The organism is Paraburkholderia tropica, from assembly GCF_014171495.1.
In the GTDB taxonomy this organism is placed as follows: Bacteria; Pseudomonadota; Gammaproteobacteria; order Burkholderiales; family Burkholderiaceae; genus Paraburkholderia; species Paraburkholderia tropica.
In genome coordinates this window covers 1,101,692-1,119,599 of sequence record NZ_CP049137.1, presented here as the reverse complement: position 1 = coordinate 1,119,599, position 17,908 = coordinate 1,101,692, and the positions used below count along the sequence as shown (strand labels likewise).

Here is a 17,908-nt window from a genome sequence, read left to right as displayed (position 1 = left end):
CCCCGCATCACCCCATCCAACAAAGTAACCGTCTAAAAATAATTTGACAGGTTACAAATTCGCGAACACAATGAAACCACCAATTCGACGTTTTACCGGTTTCAAAATCTGACACCCACCGGAGCCCCGACATGTCCGCCACTGCATCGACCGCCGCATTGCCCACATATCCCGCCGTCGCACTGAAAACCGTCGAAGCCGACGGCGTACAGGTTTTCTATCGCGAAGCCGGTCCCGCCGACGCGCCCGTGATCCTGCTGCTGCACGGCTACCCGTCGTCGTCGCATATGTTCCGGCACCTGATTCCGCGCCTCGCCGCGCGCTATCGCGTGATCGCGCCCGACCTGCCGGGTTTCGGCTTCACGCAGGTGCCAGAGGCCCGCGACTATCGCTATTCGTTCGACGCGCTCGCGGCCACCACGGCGGCTTTCGTCGATACGCTCGGCCTCGAACGCTACGCGCTCTACGTGTTCGATTACGGCGCGCCGGTCGGCCTGCGCCTCGCGCTGAAGTATCCGGAGCGCGTGAGCGCGCTGGTCTCGCAAAACGGCAACGCCTACGAGGAAGGTCTCGGCGACGCGTGGGATCCGATCCGCCGCTACTGGGCCGATCCGAGCGCCGCGAACCGCCAGGTCGTCGCCGACGCCGTGCTGAATCTGGAAGGCACGCGCTGGCAATACGTGCACGGCGTGGCCGATCCGTCGACGGTCGAACCCGAGGCGTATTACCTCGACGCCTTGCTGCTGGAGCGTCCGGGCAACAAGGACATTCAGCTCGATCTGTTCCTCGATTACGCGTCGAACCTGAAGCTCTATCCGCGTTTTCAGGCGTTTTTCCGCGAATACACGCCGCCCACGCTTGCGATCTGGGGCAAGCACGATCCGTTTTTCATTCCGCCGGGCGCGCAGGCGTATCGCCGCGATAATCCGAATGCGGTCGTGACGATGCTCGACACCGGCCACTTCGCGCTCGAAACGCATGTGGATGAGATCGCGGCGGGCATCGGCGAGTTGATGGAGCGGGCGCGGGCGTAACAACGCGTGGCGTCCGTATCCGGCGTAACCAGATAATCACGCCAAAAACGGTTACAATTCGGACGAAGCGCACGAAGCGCACGAAGGAGGAAGCGGATATGGACGCAGCATCAGCGCACGGCAGCGACGCGCACGACCACGGCGAAGTCGATTTTCTCGGCGGCCATCCGGCGCTCGACGCGCTCAATACGGTGCAGCTCGTCGACGGCGAACTGATCGACAACTGGCAAAGCGACGCCGACGTGGCCGCCTGGCTCGCGCGCCACGATCTCGCCGCCGCCGCGAAAAAACCGCGTCTCAAGGCGCATGCGCTGCTCGAAGCGGCGCGCGATCTGCGCGAAACGGCGCGCGCGCTGATCGACGCGCGGCGCGCGGGCGAGCCGCTCGATCCGCGCGCGCTCAACCGTTTTCTGGCGCACGCGCCGCGCACGCTGGAGCTGGTCGTCGACGAAAGCGGCGAACCGCGCCTCGTCGAGCGGCATGCGCACGGCACGCCCGAGCAGGTGCTCGCACCACTGAGCGCGGCGGTGGCGCAGCTCGTCTGCGAGGCCGATTTCGCGCTCGTGAAGCAGTGCGAGAACCCCGAATGCGTGCTGCACTTTCTCGATCGCACGAAATCGCACCGGCGGCGCTGGTGCAGCATGGCGATGTGCGGCAACCGCGCGAAGGTTGCCGCGTTCCGCCGCCGCCAGCAATAACGCGGGCAGCAAGGCCGATCCGGCGCAAACGCGAATCGGCCGCGCCCAGCAGAGATCGACGTTTCGGGCTAACCTTGCGCCATTGCCGCGGCGTCGAGCCATCGTCTCATGCGCACGCCGCAGGCTGCCACTCGTTCATCTCGTCCATTTCCCGGAATCGCCATGACACAAGCGCTTCAAATCGACTTCATTTCCGACATCGCCTGCCCGTGGTGCGCGATCGGCCTCAGCTCGCTGCAACGCGCGCTCGCCAATCTCGGCGATTCCGTCGAGGCCCGCATGACCGTCCATCCGTTCGAACTGAACCCCGACATGGGGCCGGACGGCGAATCCATCGTCGAGTATCTCGGCAAGAAGTACGGCCGCACGCCCGAGCAGATCGCCGAGACTCAGGAAGCGATCCGCGAGCGGGGCGAGAGCGTCGGTTTCACGTTCGGTCCGCGCACGCGCATCTACAACACCTTCGACGCGCATCGCCTGCTCTACTGGGCGCGTCTGGAAGGCCGGCAGGTGTCGCTCAAGATGGCGCTGCTGCGCGCCTATCACGGCGAAGGCCAGGACATGAGCGATCACGCGGTGCTGGTGGCCGTCGCGCAATCGGTCGGGCTCGACGCCGGAAAGGCGCGCGAGGTGCTCGAAACCGGCGCGTATGCCGACGAAGTGCGCGGCGAGGAACAGCAGGCGCAGGCGATGGGCATCCAGTCGGTGCCGGCCATCGTGTTCAACGAGCAGTATCTGATCAGCGGCGGTCAGCCGGTGGAAACCTTCGAAAACGCGATCCGGCAGATCCTCGCCGAAGCGGCGAAAGAGGCTTGAGCCATCTGTCGATGCCCGCCTGATGCCCGTCTGATGGCCGCCTGAACCCGCTCCAGGCCCGGCGCCGCGAGATCCGCGCGCCGGGCCTGCGTCTTTTCCCGTCCCCGCCCGGTCCGGCGCGATCGCGGACCATTCCAGCCAATGCCAGCCGATTCCGCCCGTTTCAGCACGCCGGAACCGTCCACCCGCGCGCATCCGGTAAAATTGCGCGACGCGCGACTTTCCGTCGCCGCCTGATCCATCCTGCAGCGCGCCCGCCCGCGCCGCGCGCTGCCCACGCCTTAGGGCGCGAGACCCCGTATGACGAAATCACCCACCGCCACGCCCTTCAGCGAGCTTGCGCTCGCGCCCGCCACGCTCGAGAACCTCGCGCGCCTCGGCTACGTCGAGATGACGCCGATCCAGGCCGCCAGCCTGCCGCTCGCGCTCGCCGGCCACGACCTGATCGCCCAGGCGAAAACGGGCAGCGGCAAGACCGCCGCGTTCGCGCTCGCGCTGCTCGCCCGTCTCGACGTGCGCCGCCTCGACGTGCAAACCGCCGTGCTCTGCCCGACGCGCGAACTCGCCGACCAGGTGACGCAGGAAATCCGCCGCCTCGCGCGCGCGGAAGAAAACGTCAAGGTGCTCACGCTGTGCGGCGGCACGCCCATGCGTCCGCAAACCGCGAGCCTCGAGCATGGCGCGCACATCGTCGTCGGCACGCCGGGCCGCATCATGGATCACCTCGAACGTGGCAGCCTCGACCTGAGCGCGCTCAACACGCTCGTGCTCGACGAAGCGGACCGCATGCTGGACATGGGTTTCTTCGACGACATCGCCAAGGTCGCGCGTCAGTGCCCGAAGGAGCGCCAGACGCTGCTGTTTTCGGCCACCTATCCGGAAGGCATCGCGAAGCTGATCCAACAGTTCCTTCGCAATCCGAAGGAAGTCAAGCTCGAAGAGCATCACGACGACAGCAAGATCCGCCAGCGCTTCTACGAAGTGACCGAAGACGAGCGTCTGCATGCCGTCGGCATGCTGCTCAACCACTTCCGCCCGGTCAGCACCATTGCGTTCTGCAACACCAAACAGCAATGCCGCGACCTGCTCGACGTGCTGCGCGCGCAGGGCTTTCACGCGCTCGCGCTGCATGGCGAACTCGACCAGCGCGATCGCGATCAGGTGCTGATCCAGTTCGCGAACCGTAGCTGCTCCGTGCTCGTGGCGACCGACGTGGCCGCGCGCGGTCTCGACATTGCCCAGCTCGAAGCGGTCATCAACGTCGACGTGACGCCCGATCCCGAGGTCTACGTGCACCGTATCGGCCGCACGGGCCGCGCCGATCAGGACGGCTGGGCGCTGAGCCTGTCGAGCATGAACGAAATGGGTCGCGTGGGCGGCATCGAGCAGGCGCTCAAGCGCGAAGTCGAATGGCATCCGCTCGCCGAACTCAAGCCCGCCAGCGACGCGCCGCTGCTGCCGCCGATGGAAACCGTGCAGATTCTGGGCGGCCGCAAGGAAAAGATCCGCCCCGGCGACGTGCTGGGCGCGCTCACCGGCGAAGCGGGCTTCACGGGCGCGCAGATCGGCAAGATCAACGTGACCGATTTTTCGACCTATGTAGCCGTGGAGCGCAGCGTCGCGCGCGACGCCGTGCGCAAGCTCAACGCCGGCAAGGTGAAGGGCAAGAAGGTCCGCGCGCGTCTGATGGACGAGTGACGTAACAGCCCTGGCGGCGGCCCGCGTGCAACGCGCGGCGCCCCGCCTCGCGCGATCGCCGGTGGTACGATGCGCAGCACTGTCTGCGAATCCGGAACTCACATGGCGCGCGAAAATTTCAGCGATCTCCTGGCCTTTCTCGCCGTTGCGCGCGAACGCAGTTTCACGCGTGCGGCCGCGCAACTGGGTGTGTCGCAATCGGCGCTGAGCCACACGATCCGCGCGCTCGAAACGCGGCTCGGCCTGCGCCTGCTCACGCGCACGACGCGCAGCGTCTCCACCACCGAAGCGGGCGAACGCCTGTTTCAATCGCTCTCGCCGCGCTTCGAACAGATCGACGCCGAACTCGCCGCGCTCGCCGACCTGCGCGACAAACCGGCCGGCACGATCCGCCTTACCGCGACCGATCATTGCGTCGATACGGTGATCTGGCCGAAGCTCAAGCAATTCCTGCCGCAGTATCCCGACATCAAACTCGAAATCAACGTGGATTACGGTCTGCGCGATATCGTGGCCGAACGCTACGACATCGGCGTGCGCGGCGGCGACCAGGTCGCGAAGGACATGATCGCCGTGCGTATCGCGCCCGATCTGAAGATGGCGATCGTCGGCTCGCCCGACTACCTCGCGAAACGCAAGGCGCCGAAGTCGCCGCAGGATCTGCTCAAACACGACTGCATCACGCTGCGCCTCACGAGCGCGGGCGGTCTCTATGCGTGGGAACTGGGCCGTGACGGCGAGGCGCTTTCCGTGCGTGTGGACGGCCAGCTCACCTTCAACACCGTGCCGCAGATGCTCAACGCGGCGCTCGCGGGCCTCGGCCTCGCGTTCATTCCGCAGGACGTGACGCTGCCGTACGTGCGCGCGGGCGCGCTCAAAAGCGTGCTCAAAGACTGGTGCCCGGAATTTCCGGGCTACCACGCGTTCTATCCGAGCCGCCGCCAGTCGTCGCGCGCGCTCGGACTCGTGATCGATGCGCTGCGTTATCGCAGCCAGGCGGCGGCCTAGGACGCGCATTCAGACGCGCACTCCGCTACGCATTCAGACGAGCTTGCGGCCTTCGACTGGATAACCCGGATCGGTATAACCCGGCGTCGAGGCGTGACCCGGCGGCACCAGGCTGTCGATGAAGCGTTCGTCGTCGGCGTCCAGTTTGAAATCGAGCGCGGCCCGATAGCTGTCCCAGTGCGCCTCCGTGCGCGGCCCCGCAATCGCCGAACTCACGCAGCGGTTGTTCAGCACCCACGCGAGCGCGAACGCGATGCTGTTCGTGCCGCGCTCGGCCGCATGCTTCGCGATCTGCTGCGCGATATGCAGCGACTCGGGCCGCCACTCGGTCTGCTGGATACGGCGATCGCCCCGGCCCACGCGGCTGTCGGCGGGCGGCGGCGTATCGACGCCATATTTGGCCGTCAGCACGCCGCGCGCGAGCGGGCTGTACGGCACCACGCCCAGGCCGTAATGCGCGGCGGCGGGCAACTGCTCGACCTCGGCCGTGCGATCGACGATGTTGTAAAGCGGCTCGCTCGCCACCGGACGATCGATACCGAGTTGATCGGCGAGACGCACGACTTCGGCAATGCGCCAGCCGCGGAAATTCGACAGCCCGAAATAGCGCACCTTGCCCTGGCGGATCAGATCGGCCACGGCGCGCACGCCTTCTTCGAGCGGCAGATCCGGCAGCGCGCGATGGAAATACAGCACGTCGATATAGTCGGTGCCGAGGCGCTTGAGGCTCGCCTCGACCGTTTGAAAGATCCACTTGCGCGATTGTCCCTGCTGATTCGGTCCCTGTGCCGGACCCGCCGGAAAACCGAACTTGGTGGCGACGACCCAGTCGTCGCGGCGCGCGGCAATGGCGCGGCCAACGATCTCTTCCGAACGGCCCGCGTGATACACGTCCGCCGTATCGATGAAATTGATGCCCTGATCGAAGGCTTTGTCGATGATGCGCACCGACGTCGCCTCGTCGGTTTCGCCACCGAACATCATGGCGCCCAGACACAACGGCGACACCTTCAATCCACTGCGGCCCAGATTTCGATAATCCATTCGCTTTTGCTCCAAGGTTGCTGCGCGTCCCGTCGACGGCGTACTCGCCTATTAGAAAGCGTGGCGGCGATGAAATAAATACCGACTCACGGCATGGCTTTATGAATGCGATTCATCAATAGACTGACGCGGACTTCGCGCGCCGCGAAACCAATCCGCCCGCGATTCATGAATAGCGTTCATAACGGCATGCGCCCGGACGGGCTCAATAAAAACGATCGGATCTGATAGAAATATCGCGTTTGCGCCCTCCCCAGCCCAGGATATCGATCATGCAGAAAACGCCCTCTCTCGCCGACATGCAAGCCGTCGCGCCCGCTTTCGCGCGCTACACGTCGGAGACCGTGCTCAACGGCTTGTGGAAGCGCCCGCAACTCACGCCGCGCGAACGCAGCATCGTCACCTACGCGGCGCTCGTCGCGCGCAATCAGGTCGTCGAGCAGCCGCGCCATTTGCGGCTCGCGCTCGATAACGGCGTGACGCCCGCCGAAATCGCGGAGATCGTCACCCATCTCGCGTTCTATGCGGGCTGGGCGAACGCGAGCGCGGCCGTGGCCGCGGCGCTGCCCGTATTCGAGGAGCGCGGGATCGGCGCCAGCCAACTCGCCGACGCCGCGCGCGAACCGTTGCCGCTCGACGAAGCCGCCGAAGCGCAACGCGCCACGCTCGTCTCGCAACTGTTCGACGACGTCGCACCCGGCGTCGTGCAATACACCACTGACGCGCTTTTTCGCGACCTCTGGCTGCGCCCCGGCCTCGTGCCGCGCGAGCGCAGCCTCGTCACCGTGACGGCGCTGGTGGCCAACGGTCAGGCCGCGCAGATCACCTACCATCTGAATCGCGCGATGGACAACGGTCTCACGAAAGCGCAAGCCTCGGAAACGCTGACGCAACTCGCGTTCTATTCGGGCTGGCCGAACGTGTTCTCGGCGATGCCTGTATTCAAGGAAGTGTTCGAACGACGCGGCGCGTAATTTATTCCGGCATCCTGATTATTTCGATGCGGCGAGCCATGCGTTCTGATTAGGTCATGCGCGGCTCACCGTCGATGCTCTCTTTCGCTTCCCTCACAACGAATTTTCATTCCCTCTTCCCGCTGCGCGTCCAATAGCGCAGAATGGTCTGCAAACGCGTCACGGCGATTTCATGCCTGAAAACAAGGCATGAAATCGCGGCGCGTCCCACATTCTGGGCGAATCGCCTCCCTCGGCCCGCGCCGAACCGCCCAGGGCTCACGCAGACCACACAGGAGGAGACACGATGGACAACAAGGTGCTGACGCCCGCGAGCGCAGCCGCGGCCACCACGCGCGCGAATTTCCGCTGGCGCGTGCTCATCTGGCTGCTGATCGGCGGCATCATCAATTATCTCGACCGCGCCAATCTGGCCATCGCCGCGCCCGGCATGATTCACGATCTGGGCCTCACGCGCACGCAGATCGGTCTGCTCGGCACGGTGTTCGCGTGGACTTACGCGGTCATGCAATTGCCCGCGGGCTGGATCATCGACCGCTTCGGCGCGAAGCGCGCCTACGCGGTCGGCATGATCTGGTGGAGCGTGGCGACGTGGCTCACGGGCGTGGTCGGCTCCATCGCGGGGCTCGTGGTGATGCGCGTGCTGCTCGCCGTGGGCGAAGCGCCGTGCTGGCCCACGTCCGCGAAAATCACCGCCGCCTGGTTTCCCGCCAAGGAACGCGGCTTCGCGACCGGCATCTGGGACTCGTCGTCGAAATGGGGCCCGGCGCTCGCGCCCGCCGTGCTCGTCGCGCTGATGATCGCGTTCGGCTGGCGCTCGCTCTTTCACGTGACCGGCGCGATCGGCATCGTGTTCGCCGGGCTGTTCCTGCTGCTCTATCGCAATCCGATGCAGAGCAAGCGGCTCTCGCGCGAAGAGTTCGCCTATATCGAAGCGGGCGGCGGCGGCCACGAGCAATCGCTCGCGAACGCGCCCATCAAATGGCGCTCGCTGTTCGCATCGCAAAGCGTTTGGGGCATGATACTCGGCTACTTCTGCGCGATCTGGCTGTGGAATCTCTTCCTCGTGTTCCTGCCGCTTTATCTGCTCGACCGCTTTCATATCACGCTGGTGCAACTCGGTCTTTACGCGAGCATTCCGTGGTTCGGCGGTGCAGTGGGCGAGATCGTGGCGGGCTTCGTCGCCACCAGGCTCGTCGATGGCGGCATCGCCACGCCGATCGTCGCCAAGCGTCTGATGATCGTCGTGACCTCGCTCGGCGCGGCCGTTTGCGCGGTAGCGTTGCCGTTCGTGGACAGCATCGGCGCCACCGTCACGCTGATGACGCTCGGCCTCGCCTGCATTGCGGCGACCATCGGCAACGCGTGGGCGCTCGCGGGCGACATCGCGCCGAATTCGATGATCGCCTCGGTCAGCGCAATCCAGAATTTCGGCGGCTATTTCGGCGGCGCGTTCTCGCCGGTCGTGGCGGGTTTCATCGTCGATCGCACGGGTTCGTATCTGCTGGCCTTCGTGATCGGCGGCGCGATCGCGGGCTGCGCCGCGCTGTTCTACTGGTTCATGGCGCGACGCGCGATCGTGGAGACGCACGCCGTATGAGGCCCGGAAACAAGGCACAAAACAGCATTCAAGGCGCGGCCGTCACCGCGCCTTCCTGCTCCAGCGCGGCAATCTGCGCCGCGTCGTAACCCAGCTCGCCGAGCACGTCGCGCGTGTGTTCGCCATAGAGCGGCGCTGGCCGCGCGTGCGTGGTCGGCGACTGCGAAAAATGGATCGGCAAGCCGATGCCCGACATTTTCCCGGCCAGCGCATGCTCGGTCTCGACGATCATGCCGCGCGCCATCGCCTGCTCGTGCGCGGCGGCTTCCGGCACGCTAAGCACCGGCCCGCACGGCAAACCGATTTCATCGAAGGTCGCTAGCCACTGCGCGGTGCTGCGTTCGCGCAGGCGCGCGCTCAAGATCGCCACCAGATCGGCCCGATGAGCGAGACGGCCCGCGTTGGTGGCGAAGCGCGCGTCGTCGGCGAGACCGGGAATCGCCAGCACGGATACCAGGCGCTCGTAATTGCTCTGATTCGCCGCGCCGATGTTGATCCAGCCGTCGCGCGTTTCGAACGCCTGATACGGCGCGCTGGTCGGATTGGCCGAGCCCGCTTTCTGCAGCACCGTGCCGTCGGCGAAATAATTCGCGAACGCCCAGTACATCTGCTGCAAGCCCGCTTCGAACAGCGACGTGTCCACCATCTGCCCGAGGCCGGTCACCTGCCGCCCCGCATAGGCCGCGCAAATGCCCAGCGCCGCGAGTATGCCCGCGTTGATATCGGTGACGGGCGAGCCCGACTTGATCGGCGCCTGCCCCGGCTCGCCGGTCATGCTCATGAGCCCGCTCATGCCCTGTGCGATGAGGTCGAAGCCGCCCTTGTCCGCATACGGGCCGCTGCGGCCATAACCCGAAATCGCGCAGTAAATCAGGCCAGGATTGTCGGCCTTGAGCGTGTCGTAGCCCATGCCGAGTTTCTCCATCGTGCCGCGACGATAGTTTTCGGTGACCACGTCGGCGTCCGCGAGCAGACGGCGCAGCACCGCGCGCCCGCCCTCGGTCTTGAGATCGAGCGCGATACCCCGCTTGCCGCGATTGACCATCATGAACGACGCCGATTCGCCGCTCGCGAGGATCGGCGCGAAACGGCGGCAATCGTCGCCGCCCGGCATCTTCTCGACCTTGATGACTTCCGCACCCATGTCGGCGAGCATCATGCCGCACACCGGCCCCGACATGATGTGCGCGAGTTCGATCACCTTCATGCCCGCGAGCGGTCCTGCGCCCTGCTTCATCGGCGCTGCGTGCTCCTCAACGTTCATCTCAGCGTCCCTTGAATTGCGGCGTCGACTTTGCGAGAAACGCCTGGTAGCCAATGCGGAAGTCCTCGGTGCCGAAGCACGCAAAGCCTTCGTCGCGTTCCGCTTCGCTGAGCGGCGCCGGGTTGCGCGCGCGGCGCACGAACTGCTTGTGCCAGCGCGCGACCAATGGCGCGCCGCCCGCGATGCGCCGCGCGGTGTCGAGCGCGTGCGCGCTCACCTCGGCGTCGGGCACGACGCGCGTGACGAGCCCTTTGGCGAGCGCTTCGCGCGCGTCGAGAATGCGGCCTTCGAGCAGGATCTCCAGCGCGACGGCCTCGCCCGCGAGACGCAGCAGCGCGTTGAGTTCCGCATGCGCCATCACGAGACCGAGGTTCTTGATCGGCGCGCCGAAACGGCTCGATTCTCCGCAGATCCGCAGATCGCAGAGCGCGGCCAGTTCCAGCCCGCCGCCCACGCAGATGCCGTGAATCATCGCGACCACGGGCACGGGACACGCATCGATCAGATTCAGCGTGCGATGCATGAGCGCGCCGTATTCGCGCGCCTGTTCGACGTTCGAGCGGTCGGTGGCGAATTCGCCGATATCGTTGCCCGGCGAAAACGCTTTTTCGCCCGCGCCGCGCAGCACGATGCAGCGCAGCGACGCATCGGCGGACAGCGTCTCGAAGGTATCGCCCAGCGTGCGCCAGAGCGTGCGCGTCAGTGCGTTGAGCTTCGCGGGCCGGTCGATCGTGACGATGGCGATGGCGTCGTCGCGCTCGTCCCGATCGACGCGGATGCGGCCGTTCACCGCTTCATGAGTGGCTTCATCATTCATCATGACTCCTCCTGATTGCGCAGGCATCGCACCTTACGCCGCGGTATGCGCATGCGCGCCGTCGGCGGAACGCGAGGCGCTGTCGAGCGCGCGATCCGGACGCATCGTGAACGACAGCACGATGCCCGCCGCCATGATCGCCATCGACACCGTGAACGGCAGATTCCAGTTGCCCGTGCGGTCGATCAGCCAGCCGCCCACCACCGGGCTCACGATGGCCGCCGCCGCCGAGCCCGTGTTCATGATGCCGCTCGCGGTGCCCGCATGCTTCGGCGCGATGTCCATCGGCACGGCCCACATCGGCCCGATCGTCATTTCGTTGAAGAAGAAGCCGCCGCTCAGGCACAGCGCAGCGAGCGTGACCGTCACGTTCTGCACGAACAGGATCGGCGCGAGCGACAGCAGCGTGAGGAACATGCATACGCCCACCATCACGTTGCGCGCGAGACGCAGATTCTGGCTTTTCTTGAGGATGCGATCGGTCACCGACCCGCCGATCCAGTCGCCCAGCACGCCCGCGAAGAACACGCCCGAGGCGAACAGCGCCGACTTGCCGAGCTGCATGTGATAGTTGTGCAGGAAGTACTGCGGAATCCAGCCGAGAAACAGCCACAGCACCCAGCCATAGCAGAAGTACACGGCAGTGACCGGCGACATGCGCGCGGCCAGGCGACGCCACGGCACCGGTTCGCGTTCCTTCGCGCCCGTGTAGCGTTCGAGCCCGGCGCATTCGGCTTCGGTGATACGCGGATGCGCGCGCGGATCGTCGCGGAAATACCAGATCCACAGCAGCGCCCACAGGAAACTCACCACGCCCGTGACGATGAACGCGCCGCGCCAGCCCGACATCAGCATGAGCCAGACGATCAGCGGCGGCGCGACGGCGTTGCCGATGCGCGAGGCGGCGTGCGTCGTGCCCTGCGCGAAGCCGCGCCGGTCGGCGGGCATCCAGTTCGACATCGCGCGCGTGGCGGTCGGAAAGGTTGCGCCTTCGCCGAGACCGAGCAGAAGACGCGCGACGATCATCGACGCGAAGCCGCCCGCGAGACCCGTGAGCACGGTCGCGCCCGCCCAGATCAAGGCGCATACCGCGAGCGTGCGGCGCGGGCCGAAACGGTCGCCCACCCAGCCGCCGATGATCTGGAACAGCAGGTACGGATACGCGAACGCGGAGAATACGATGCCGACTTCGGTATGCGAGAGATGCAGTTCGGCCGCGAACTGGCTCGCTGCCGTGCTCACGTTGACGCGGTCGACGTAGGTGATGAGGTACATCGCGCACAGCAAGAGCAGCACGCGTGTGGTGGCTCGGCGGAACATCGTCGTCTCCTGTTTAGTCATGGCGCGTCCGCGGGGATGCGGCGCGCGGGCTCACTGCTGTAGCGTGATGCGACTGCTTGTTCGACTACGTGTGGTCACTGAGTGTGGCAATTGCGTGTATCGACTACGTTTGCGCGGCGTGCGGATGCAGCGCACGCTCCAGCACCTGCGCAACGTGCAGCGCGCGCGCCGCCGCGCCATCGGCGATCTGATGACGGCAACTCGTGCCATCGGCGACCACGAGCGCGTCGCCGGCCTGCTGGGCCGCGCGCACGGCGGGCAACAGCGAGAGTTCGGCCATCGCCATCGACGTCGCGTAATGCTCGCGTTCGTAGCCGAAGCTGCCCGCCATGCCGCAGCACGACGACTCGACCGCTTCCACCTTCAGTTGCGGAATCCACCCGAGCACGGTTTGCACCGGCGTGAACGCGCCAAACGCTTTCTGATGACAATGACCATGCACGAGCGCGCGCGCTTTCGGCAGCGCGTGCAGCGTGAGATCGAGCCGCTGCGCCGCGTGCTCGCGCACGAGAAATTCTTCGAACAGGAACGCGTGGCGCGCAAGCTTCGCGGCGGCCTCGCCGAAACCATAAGCGGTCCACTCGTCGCGCAAGGTCAGCAGGCACGACGGTTCGAGGCCGACCACTGCCACGCCGCGTTCGACGAACGGCAGCAAGGCATCGAGCGAGCGGCGCGCTTCGGCTTTGGCTGCATCGACGAGACCGGCGGAGAGCATCGTGCGTCCGCAGCACAGCGGACGCTCGCCCGCGCGCTGATTCAGATGCACCGTATAGCCCGCCGCTTCGAGCACGCGCTGCGCGGCGCGCGCAACAGCGGGCTCGAGATAGTTGTTGAAGGTATCGACGAAGAGCAGGACTTCGCGCGTCGACGTTGTCGAGTCAGACTTGCTTTGATCGCGTTGACCGCTTCGGTCGCGCTGCTGTGCAAGATACGGACGCCCGATCTCGGGCAGCGCGCGCGCCTCGGCCAGACCGATGCGCCGCTTGAGCCACGCCGCCACGCGCGGCAGGCGTTCGAGCGCGGCCGGGCCGCCCGGCACGCGGCTCGCGAACGGCGCATAGCGCGGCAGATAGGCCACGAGCCGGTCGCGCCAGCGCAAGCCGTGCTCGCGCTGCCACGCCGCGCGCGCCTCGATTTTCAGGCGCGCCATGTCCACGCCGGTCGGGCAATCGCGCTTGCAGCCCTTGCACGACACGCACAGATCGAGCACGTCCTTCACCGCCTGGCTCGCGAGACCGCCGACACCCGCGCCGACACCCGCGCCGCCTTCCGCGCCGTCGAGTTGCCCCGAGAGCGCGAGCCGCAGCGTATTGGCGCGGCCGCGCGTGACATGCTGCTCGTCGCGCGTGACGCGATAGCTCGGACACATCGTGCCCGCGTCGAACTTGCGGCAATGGCCGTTGTTGTTGCACATCTCCACGGCTTTCGCGAGGCCCGCGCTCGCGTCGTGGCCCGAGCCCGGCGCGCCCTCCTCGCCCGTGAGCGGATCGCGCGTGACATTCCAGGCCGACCAGTCGAGCGCCGGTTCGAGCGCGCGCTCGCGATAAGCCGGCGCGAAACGGAAATGTTCGGCGGCATCCATCTTCGGCGGATTGACGATGCGGTCCGGACTCAGGCGATTGGCCGGATCGAACAGCGCCTTGATCTGCGCGAATGCCTCATTGATGCGCGGGCCGTACTGCCACGCGACCCATTCGCCACGGCACAAACCGTCGCCATGTTCGCCCGAAAACGCGCCTTTGTACTCGCGCACCATCGTGGCGGCCTCTTCGGCAATCGCGCGCATTTTCTGCGCGCCGTCGCGGCGCATATCGAGAATCGGCCGCACATGCAGCGTGCCCACGCTCGCATGGGCATACCACGTGCCTTCCGTGCCGTGTCGATGAAACACCTCGGTCAGGCGGCTCGTGTAGTCGGCGAGATGCTCGAGCGGCACCGCGCAATCTTCGATGAAGGAGACCGGCTTGCCGTCGCCCTTCATGCTCATCATGATGTTCAGGCCCGCCTTGCGCACGTCCCAGAGCGCTTTTTGCGCGGCGGCGTCGGCCATTTCGACCACGCTGCCGGGCAGGCCGAGATCGCCCATCAATTCGACCAGCTGCGCGAGCCGCGCGATCTGCGCCTCGCGGTTGTCGCCCGCGAACTCCACGAGCAGCACCGCTTGCGGCGAGCCGACCAGCGCACGCTCGATCACGGGCTTGAACGCGGGATTGCTCAACGCGAGATCGATCATCGTGCGATCGACCAGTTCGACCGCCGCCGGCCCGAGCTTGACGATGTGCTGCGTGAGATCCATCGCGCCGTAGAAGGTCGGAAAGTTCACCACGCCCAGCATCTTGTGACGCGGCAGCGGCGACAGCCTGAGCGTCAACTGGCGGCTGAACACGAGCGTGCCTTCGGAACCGACGAGCAGATTCGCGAGATTGGGTTCGCCGTCCGCTTCGAAGGCGAGCGGATTCTGGCAATCGAACAGATCGAGGTTGTAGCCCGCCACGCGACGCAGCACTTTCGGCACGCGCTCGCGCAAGGCGTCGCGCTCGCGTTCGGCGATGCGGCGCACGCCGTCGACGAGCGCCTGCGTGCGCGGATCGCGCGCCATCGCCGAGAGCTTGCCGAAGCGGGTTTCGTGACCGTCGGCGAGCACGGCGTCGATGGCGGCCACGTTGTGCACCATGATGCCGTATTCGATCGAGCGCGAGCCGCACGAATTGTTGCCCGCCATGCCGCCGATCGTGCATTGCGCGCCCGTCGATACATCGACCGGAAACCACAGGCCATGCGGCTTGAGCCACGCATTCAGATGATCGAGCACGATGCCCGGCTCGACCGTCACCGTGCGCGCGGCCTTGTCGAAATCGACGATGCGGTTCAGCCATTTGCTCGTGTCGATCACGAGCGCTTCGCCCACCGTCTGCCCGCACTGGCTTGTGCCCGCGCCGCGCGCCAGCAGCGCCGTGCCCGTTTCGCGCGCGATATCGAGCACGAGACGCAGATCGTCCTGATCGCGCGGCACCGCGACGCCGATCGGCATGATCTGGTAGATCGACGCGTCGGTGGCGTAGCGCCCGCGCGAGGCGCGGTCGAACAGCACGTCGCCGCGCAGCTCCTGCGCGAGGCGCGCGGCCAGCGGCGTGAGCGCGGCGCGCGCGGAAGCGGGCATCAGGCGAATCGGTTGAACGAGCGGTTTGGGCGTGGACGTGAGCATCGCGTATCGATACGTCAGGAATCCGAACGTTATGGACGAGAGAGATCAGGCGCGCGTGCGTGACGTAGCGCGTCAACGCACGCGCCGCGCTGATTACGACATCAGGCGGCGTCTGGGTGCTTCTGGGTGCTTCTGGCTGCGTCAAGCGGCCGCTTTCAACGCCGGCCGCGCCGCGTGCTCGGTCAGATACTCCATCGCCGCGCCCACGCCCGTGCCTGCGAGCGGCACGCCCGCGAGCCGCAGGCCCATTTCGCAGCCGGTCAGCGCGGCCATCAGCGTGAGGTCGTTGCAGTCACCCAGATGACCGATGCGGAACATGCGTCCCTTGACCTTGCCGAGCCCGGTGCCCAGCGACAGATCGAAGCGTTCGTAGATGAGCTTGCGCACCGCGTCGGCGTCCACGCCGTCGGGCATCATCACGCCCGTGAGCACCGGCGAATAGACGGCGGGATCGGCGCACTGGATCTCCAGGCCCCACGCCTGCACGGCGGCGCGGCACGCGGCGGCGAGCCGCTGATGGCGTGCGAACACGTTATCGAGCCCTTCGCCGAGAATCATGTCGAGCGCTTCGGCGAGGCCATACAGCAGATTCGTGTTCGGCGTGTAGGGCCAGTAGCCCTGCTGGTTCATGTCGATGATTTCGGTCCAGGCCCAGAACGCGCGCGGCAGCTTCGCCTCGCGGCTCGCCGCGATGGCCTTCGGCGAGACCGCGTTGAAGCTGATGCCGGGCGGCAGCATCAAGCCTTTCTGCGAGCCGGAGACGGTCACGTCCACGCCCCATTCGTCGTGCCGGTAATCGGCGGACGCGAGGCCCGAGATCGTATCGACCATCAAGAGTGCCGGATGCGCTGCCGCATCGATCGCGCGGCGCACGGCGGCGATATCGGACGTCACGCCCGTCGAAGTCTCGTTGTGCACCACACAGACGGCCTTGATCGTGTGGCCCGTGTCCGCGCGAAGGCGCGCCTCGATCTGGTCGGCCTGCACGCCGCGCCGCCACCCTTCGATGCCTGGCAAGCCGAGAAATTCAGGCTTGAGGCCGAGACTTTCGGCCATCTTCTTCCACAGGGTCGCGAAGTGGCCGGTCTCGTACATGAGCACCGTGTCGCCCGGCGAGAGCGTATTGGTGAGCGCCGCTTCCCACGCGCCCGTGCCCGAGGCCGGATAGATCACCACGGGCTGCGCGGTCTTGAAGATCTTCTTGATGCCGTCGAGCACGGAGAGCCCGAGCGCGCCGAATTCAGGCCCGCGATGGTCGATGGTCGGGTAGCTCATGGCCCTCAGGATGCGGTCCGGCACAGGGCTCGGACCGGGAATCTGCAGGAAATGGCGGCCGGCGGGATGGAAGTCGAGTTTCAGCATGAAGGCGTCCCACGTTCAGGAAAGGTCGGAAGTCACACGCACTGCGTTCGAAGCCACCCGGCAGCTGCTCTTACGCCGAAATGGCATTTTGCATGCAAAATACTCTAGTCCACCCAGCCGCAGATGCAAGGCTCAATTGGCATGAAATGCCCCAGGGGAAACCCGCCGATGCAGTGCAGCGTGGGTTCTCGGGCGATCACGCTAGAATGGGGGCACGTCGGACGATCGGGGTTTCGTATGCAAAATGCAGACATTCCGGACGCGCAACTCGCGTCCGCGCAGCCTGAGGCGCACGAACTGGCGCTGCCCAAGCTCGCGCGCCAGCGCCTGCACGACACGGTGGTCGATCATCTGCGCGAGTTCATCGTCGAGGGGCAGCTCGCGCCGGGCGTGAAGCTCAACGAACGCAAGCTCTGCGAGGTGCTCGGCATTTCGCGCACGCCGTTGCGCGAGGCGCTCAAGGTGCTCGCCGCCGAAGGGCTGATCGAGATCTCGCCGAATCGCGGCGCGACCGTCGCGCAACTGAGCGAAGCCGAGATCCGCGACATGTTCGAGCTGATGAGCGGGCTCGAATCGTTCGCGGGCGAACTCGCGTGTGCGCGCATCAGCGAAGGCGAGCTGGCACAGATCAAGGCGCTGCACGCGGCCATGCTCGTCTGCCGCGCGCAGAACGACCTGTCCGGCTATTACGCGCGCAATCACGCGATTCACGATCTCATCAACGCGGCGGCGCGCAACGTGGCGCTGCGCCAGACCTATGTGACGCTCAACCGCCGCTTGCAGGCGCTGCGCTTCCGCTCGAATTTCCAGACTGCGAAGTGGGACAGCGCGATTCGCGATCACGAAGCGATGATCGCCGCGCTCGAAGCGCGCAACGGCGCGGCGCTCTCCGCGATCCTGCGCTCGCACCTGCTGGCCAAGCGCGACGCCGTGCTCGCCGAGCACACGCTCTCCGTGGCGGGCATGCGCGCGCCGCGATAACGGCGCTATCGGCGTTCGAACGCTTTCTCTTTGGCAAGCCGTGATCTGTGCGCATGCACAGATTGC

General features: G+C 66.1%; 14 protein-coding genes. 8 read left to right on the top strand and 6 right to left on the bottom strand.

Going from position 1 to position 17,908, the window contains the following annotated elements:
- The first annotated feature begins 131 nt into the window (after positions 1 to 131).
- The 5 genes from G5S35_RS35380 (at position 132) to G5S35_RS35360 (ending at position 5,254) form a co-directional block, all read left to right on the top strand.
- Positions 132 to 1,034 carry an alpha/beta fold hydrolase gene (locus tag G5S35_RS35380; RefSeq protein WP_065064183.1) on the top strand — a complete coding sequence of 301 codons (903 nt, stop codon included), beginning with the start codon at positions 132 to 134 and terminating at the stop codon, positions 1,032 to 1,034.
- A 98-nt stretch (positions 1,035 to 1,132) separates the two neighbouring features.
- A complete protein-coding gene (locus G5S35_RS35375) occupies positions 1,133 to 1,732 on the top strand; it encodes a CGNR zinc finger domain-containing protein (RefSeq protein WP_074983039.1) in 600 nt (199 codons plus the stop codon).
- Between the two features lie 162 nt (positions 1,733 to 1,894).
- The gene (locus G5S35_RS35370; RefSeq protein WP_065064179.1) at positions 1,895 to 2,548 is read left to right on the top strand and encodes a DsbA family oxidoreductase; all 654 of its coding nucleotides are present in this window, start codon (positions 1,895 to 1,897) and stop codon (positions 2,546 to 2,548) included.
- Between the two features lie 300 nt (positions 2,549 to 2,848).
- On the top strand, positions 2,849 to 4,246 hold the full coding sequence (gene dbpA / locus G5S35_RS35365) for an ATP-dependent RNA helicase DbpA (RefSeq protein WP_183040164.1): 1,398 nt from the start codon (positions 2,849 to 2,851) through the stop codon (positions 4,244 to 4,246).
- Between the two features lie 102 nt (positions 4,247 to 4,348).
- Positions 4,349 to 5,254 carry a LysR family transcriptional regulator gene (locus tag G5S35_RS35360; protein ID WP_065064176.1) on the top strand — a complete coding sequence of 302 codons (906 nt, stop codon included), beginning with the start codon at positions 4,349 to 4,351 and terminating at the stop codon, positions 5,252 to 5,254.
- 33 nt (positions 5,255 to 5,287) lie between these two features.
- Here G5S35_RS35360 and G5S35_RS35355 read toward each other — a convergent pair whose 3' ends face one another.
- Positions 5,288 to 6,298 carry an aldo/keto reductase gene (locus G5S35_RS35355; RefSeq protein ID WP_183040163.1) on the bottom strand — a complete coding sequence of 337 codons (1,011 nt, stop codon included), beginning with the start codon at positions 6,296 to 6,298 and terminating at the stop codon, positions 5,288 to 5,290.
- 272 nt (positions 6,299 to 6,570) lie between these two features.
- Here G5S35_RS35355 and G5S35_RS35350 point away from each other — a divergent pair, with 272 nt between their 5' ends.
- Together G5S35_RS35350 and G5S35_RS35345 are read left to right on the top strand one after the other, a co-directional pair.
- The gene (locus G5S35_RS35350) at positions 6,571 to 7,272 is read left to right on the top strand and encodes a carboxymuconolactone decarboxylase family protein (RefSeq protein WP_183040162.1); all 702 of its coding nucleotides are present in this window, start codon (positions 6,571 to 6,573) and stop codon (positions 7,270 to 7,272) included.
- A gap of 286 nt (positions 7,273 to 7,558) precedes the next feature.
- Positions 7,559 to 8,872, top strand: a complete 1,314-nt coding sequence (locus G5S35_RS35345) for an MFS transporter (RefSeq protein WP_183040161.1) — start codon at positions 7,559 to 7,561, stop codon at positions 8,870 to 8,872.
- A 28-nt stretch (positions 8,873 to 8,900) separates the two neighbouring features.
- Here G5S35_RS35345 and G5S35_RS35340 read toward each other — a convergent pair whose 3' ends face one another.
- From G5S35_RS35340 to G5S35_RS35320, 5 genes are all read right to left on the bottom strand, one after another.
- Positions 8,901 to 10,109, bottom strand: coding sequence for a CaiB/BaiF CoA transferase family protein (locus G5S35_RS35340; RefSeq protein WP_237181946.1), 1,209 nt, complete (start codon positions 10,107 to 10,109; stop codon positions 8,901 to 8,903).
- Positions 10,110 to 10,137: 28 nt separating this feature from the next.
- Entirely contained in the window at positions 10,138 to 10,953 is an 816-nt protein-coding gene (locus G5S35_RS35335; protein WP_074983355.1) for an enoyl-CoA hydratase/isomerase family protein, read from the bottom strand.
- A gap of 33 nt (positions 10,954 to 10,986) precedes the next feature.
- Entirely contained in the window at positions 10,987 to 12,273 is a 1,287-nt protein-coding gene (locus G5S35_RS35330) for an MFS transporter (RefSeq protein ID WP_074983048.1), read from the bottom strand.
- Between the two features lie 124 nt (positions 12,274 to 12,397).
- The gene (locus tag G5S35_RS35325) at positions 12,398 to 15,499 is read right to left on the bottom strand and encodes an FAD-binding and (Fe-S)-binding domain-containing protein (RefSeq protein ID WP_183040160.1); all 3,102 of its coding nucleotides are present in this window, start codon (positions 15,497 to 15,499) and stop codon (positions 12,398 to 12,400) included.
- A 141-nt stretch (positions 15,500 to 15,640) separates the two neighbouring features.
- A complete protein-coding gene (locus tag G5S35_RS35320) occupies positions 15,641 to 16,861 on the bottom strand; it encodes a pyridoxal-phosphate-dependent aminotransferase family protein (protein ID WP_065064163.1) in 1,221 nt (406 codons plus the stop codon).
- A gap of 237 nt (positions 16,862 to 17,098) precedes the next feature.
- On the opposite strand from G5S35_RS35320, the gene G5S35_RS35315 reads away from it, so the two are divergent.
- Complete coding sequence (locus G5S35_RS35315) at positions 17,099 to 17,842, top strand: GntR family transcriptional regulator (protein WP_065064161.1); 744 nt, start codon at positions 17,099 to 17,101, stop codon at positions 17,840 to 17,842.
- The last annotated feature ends 66 nt before the right edge of the window (positions 17,843 to 17,908 follow it).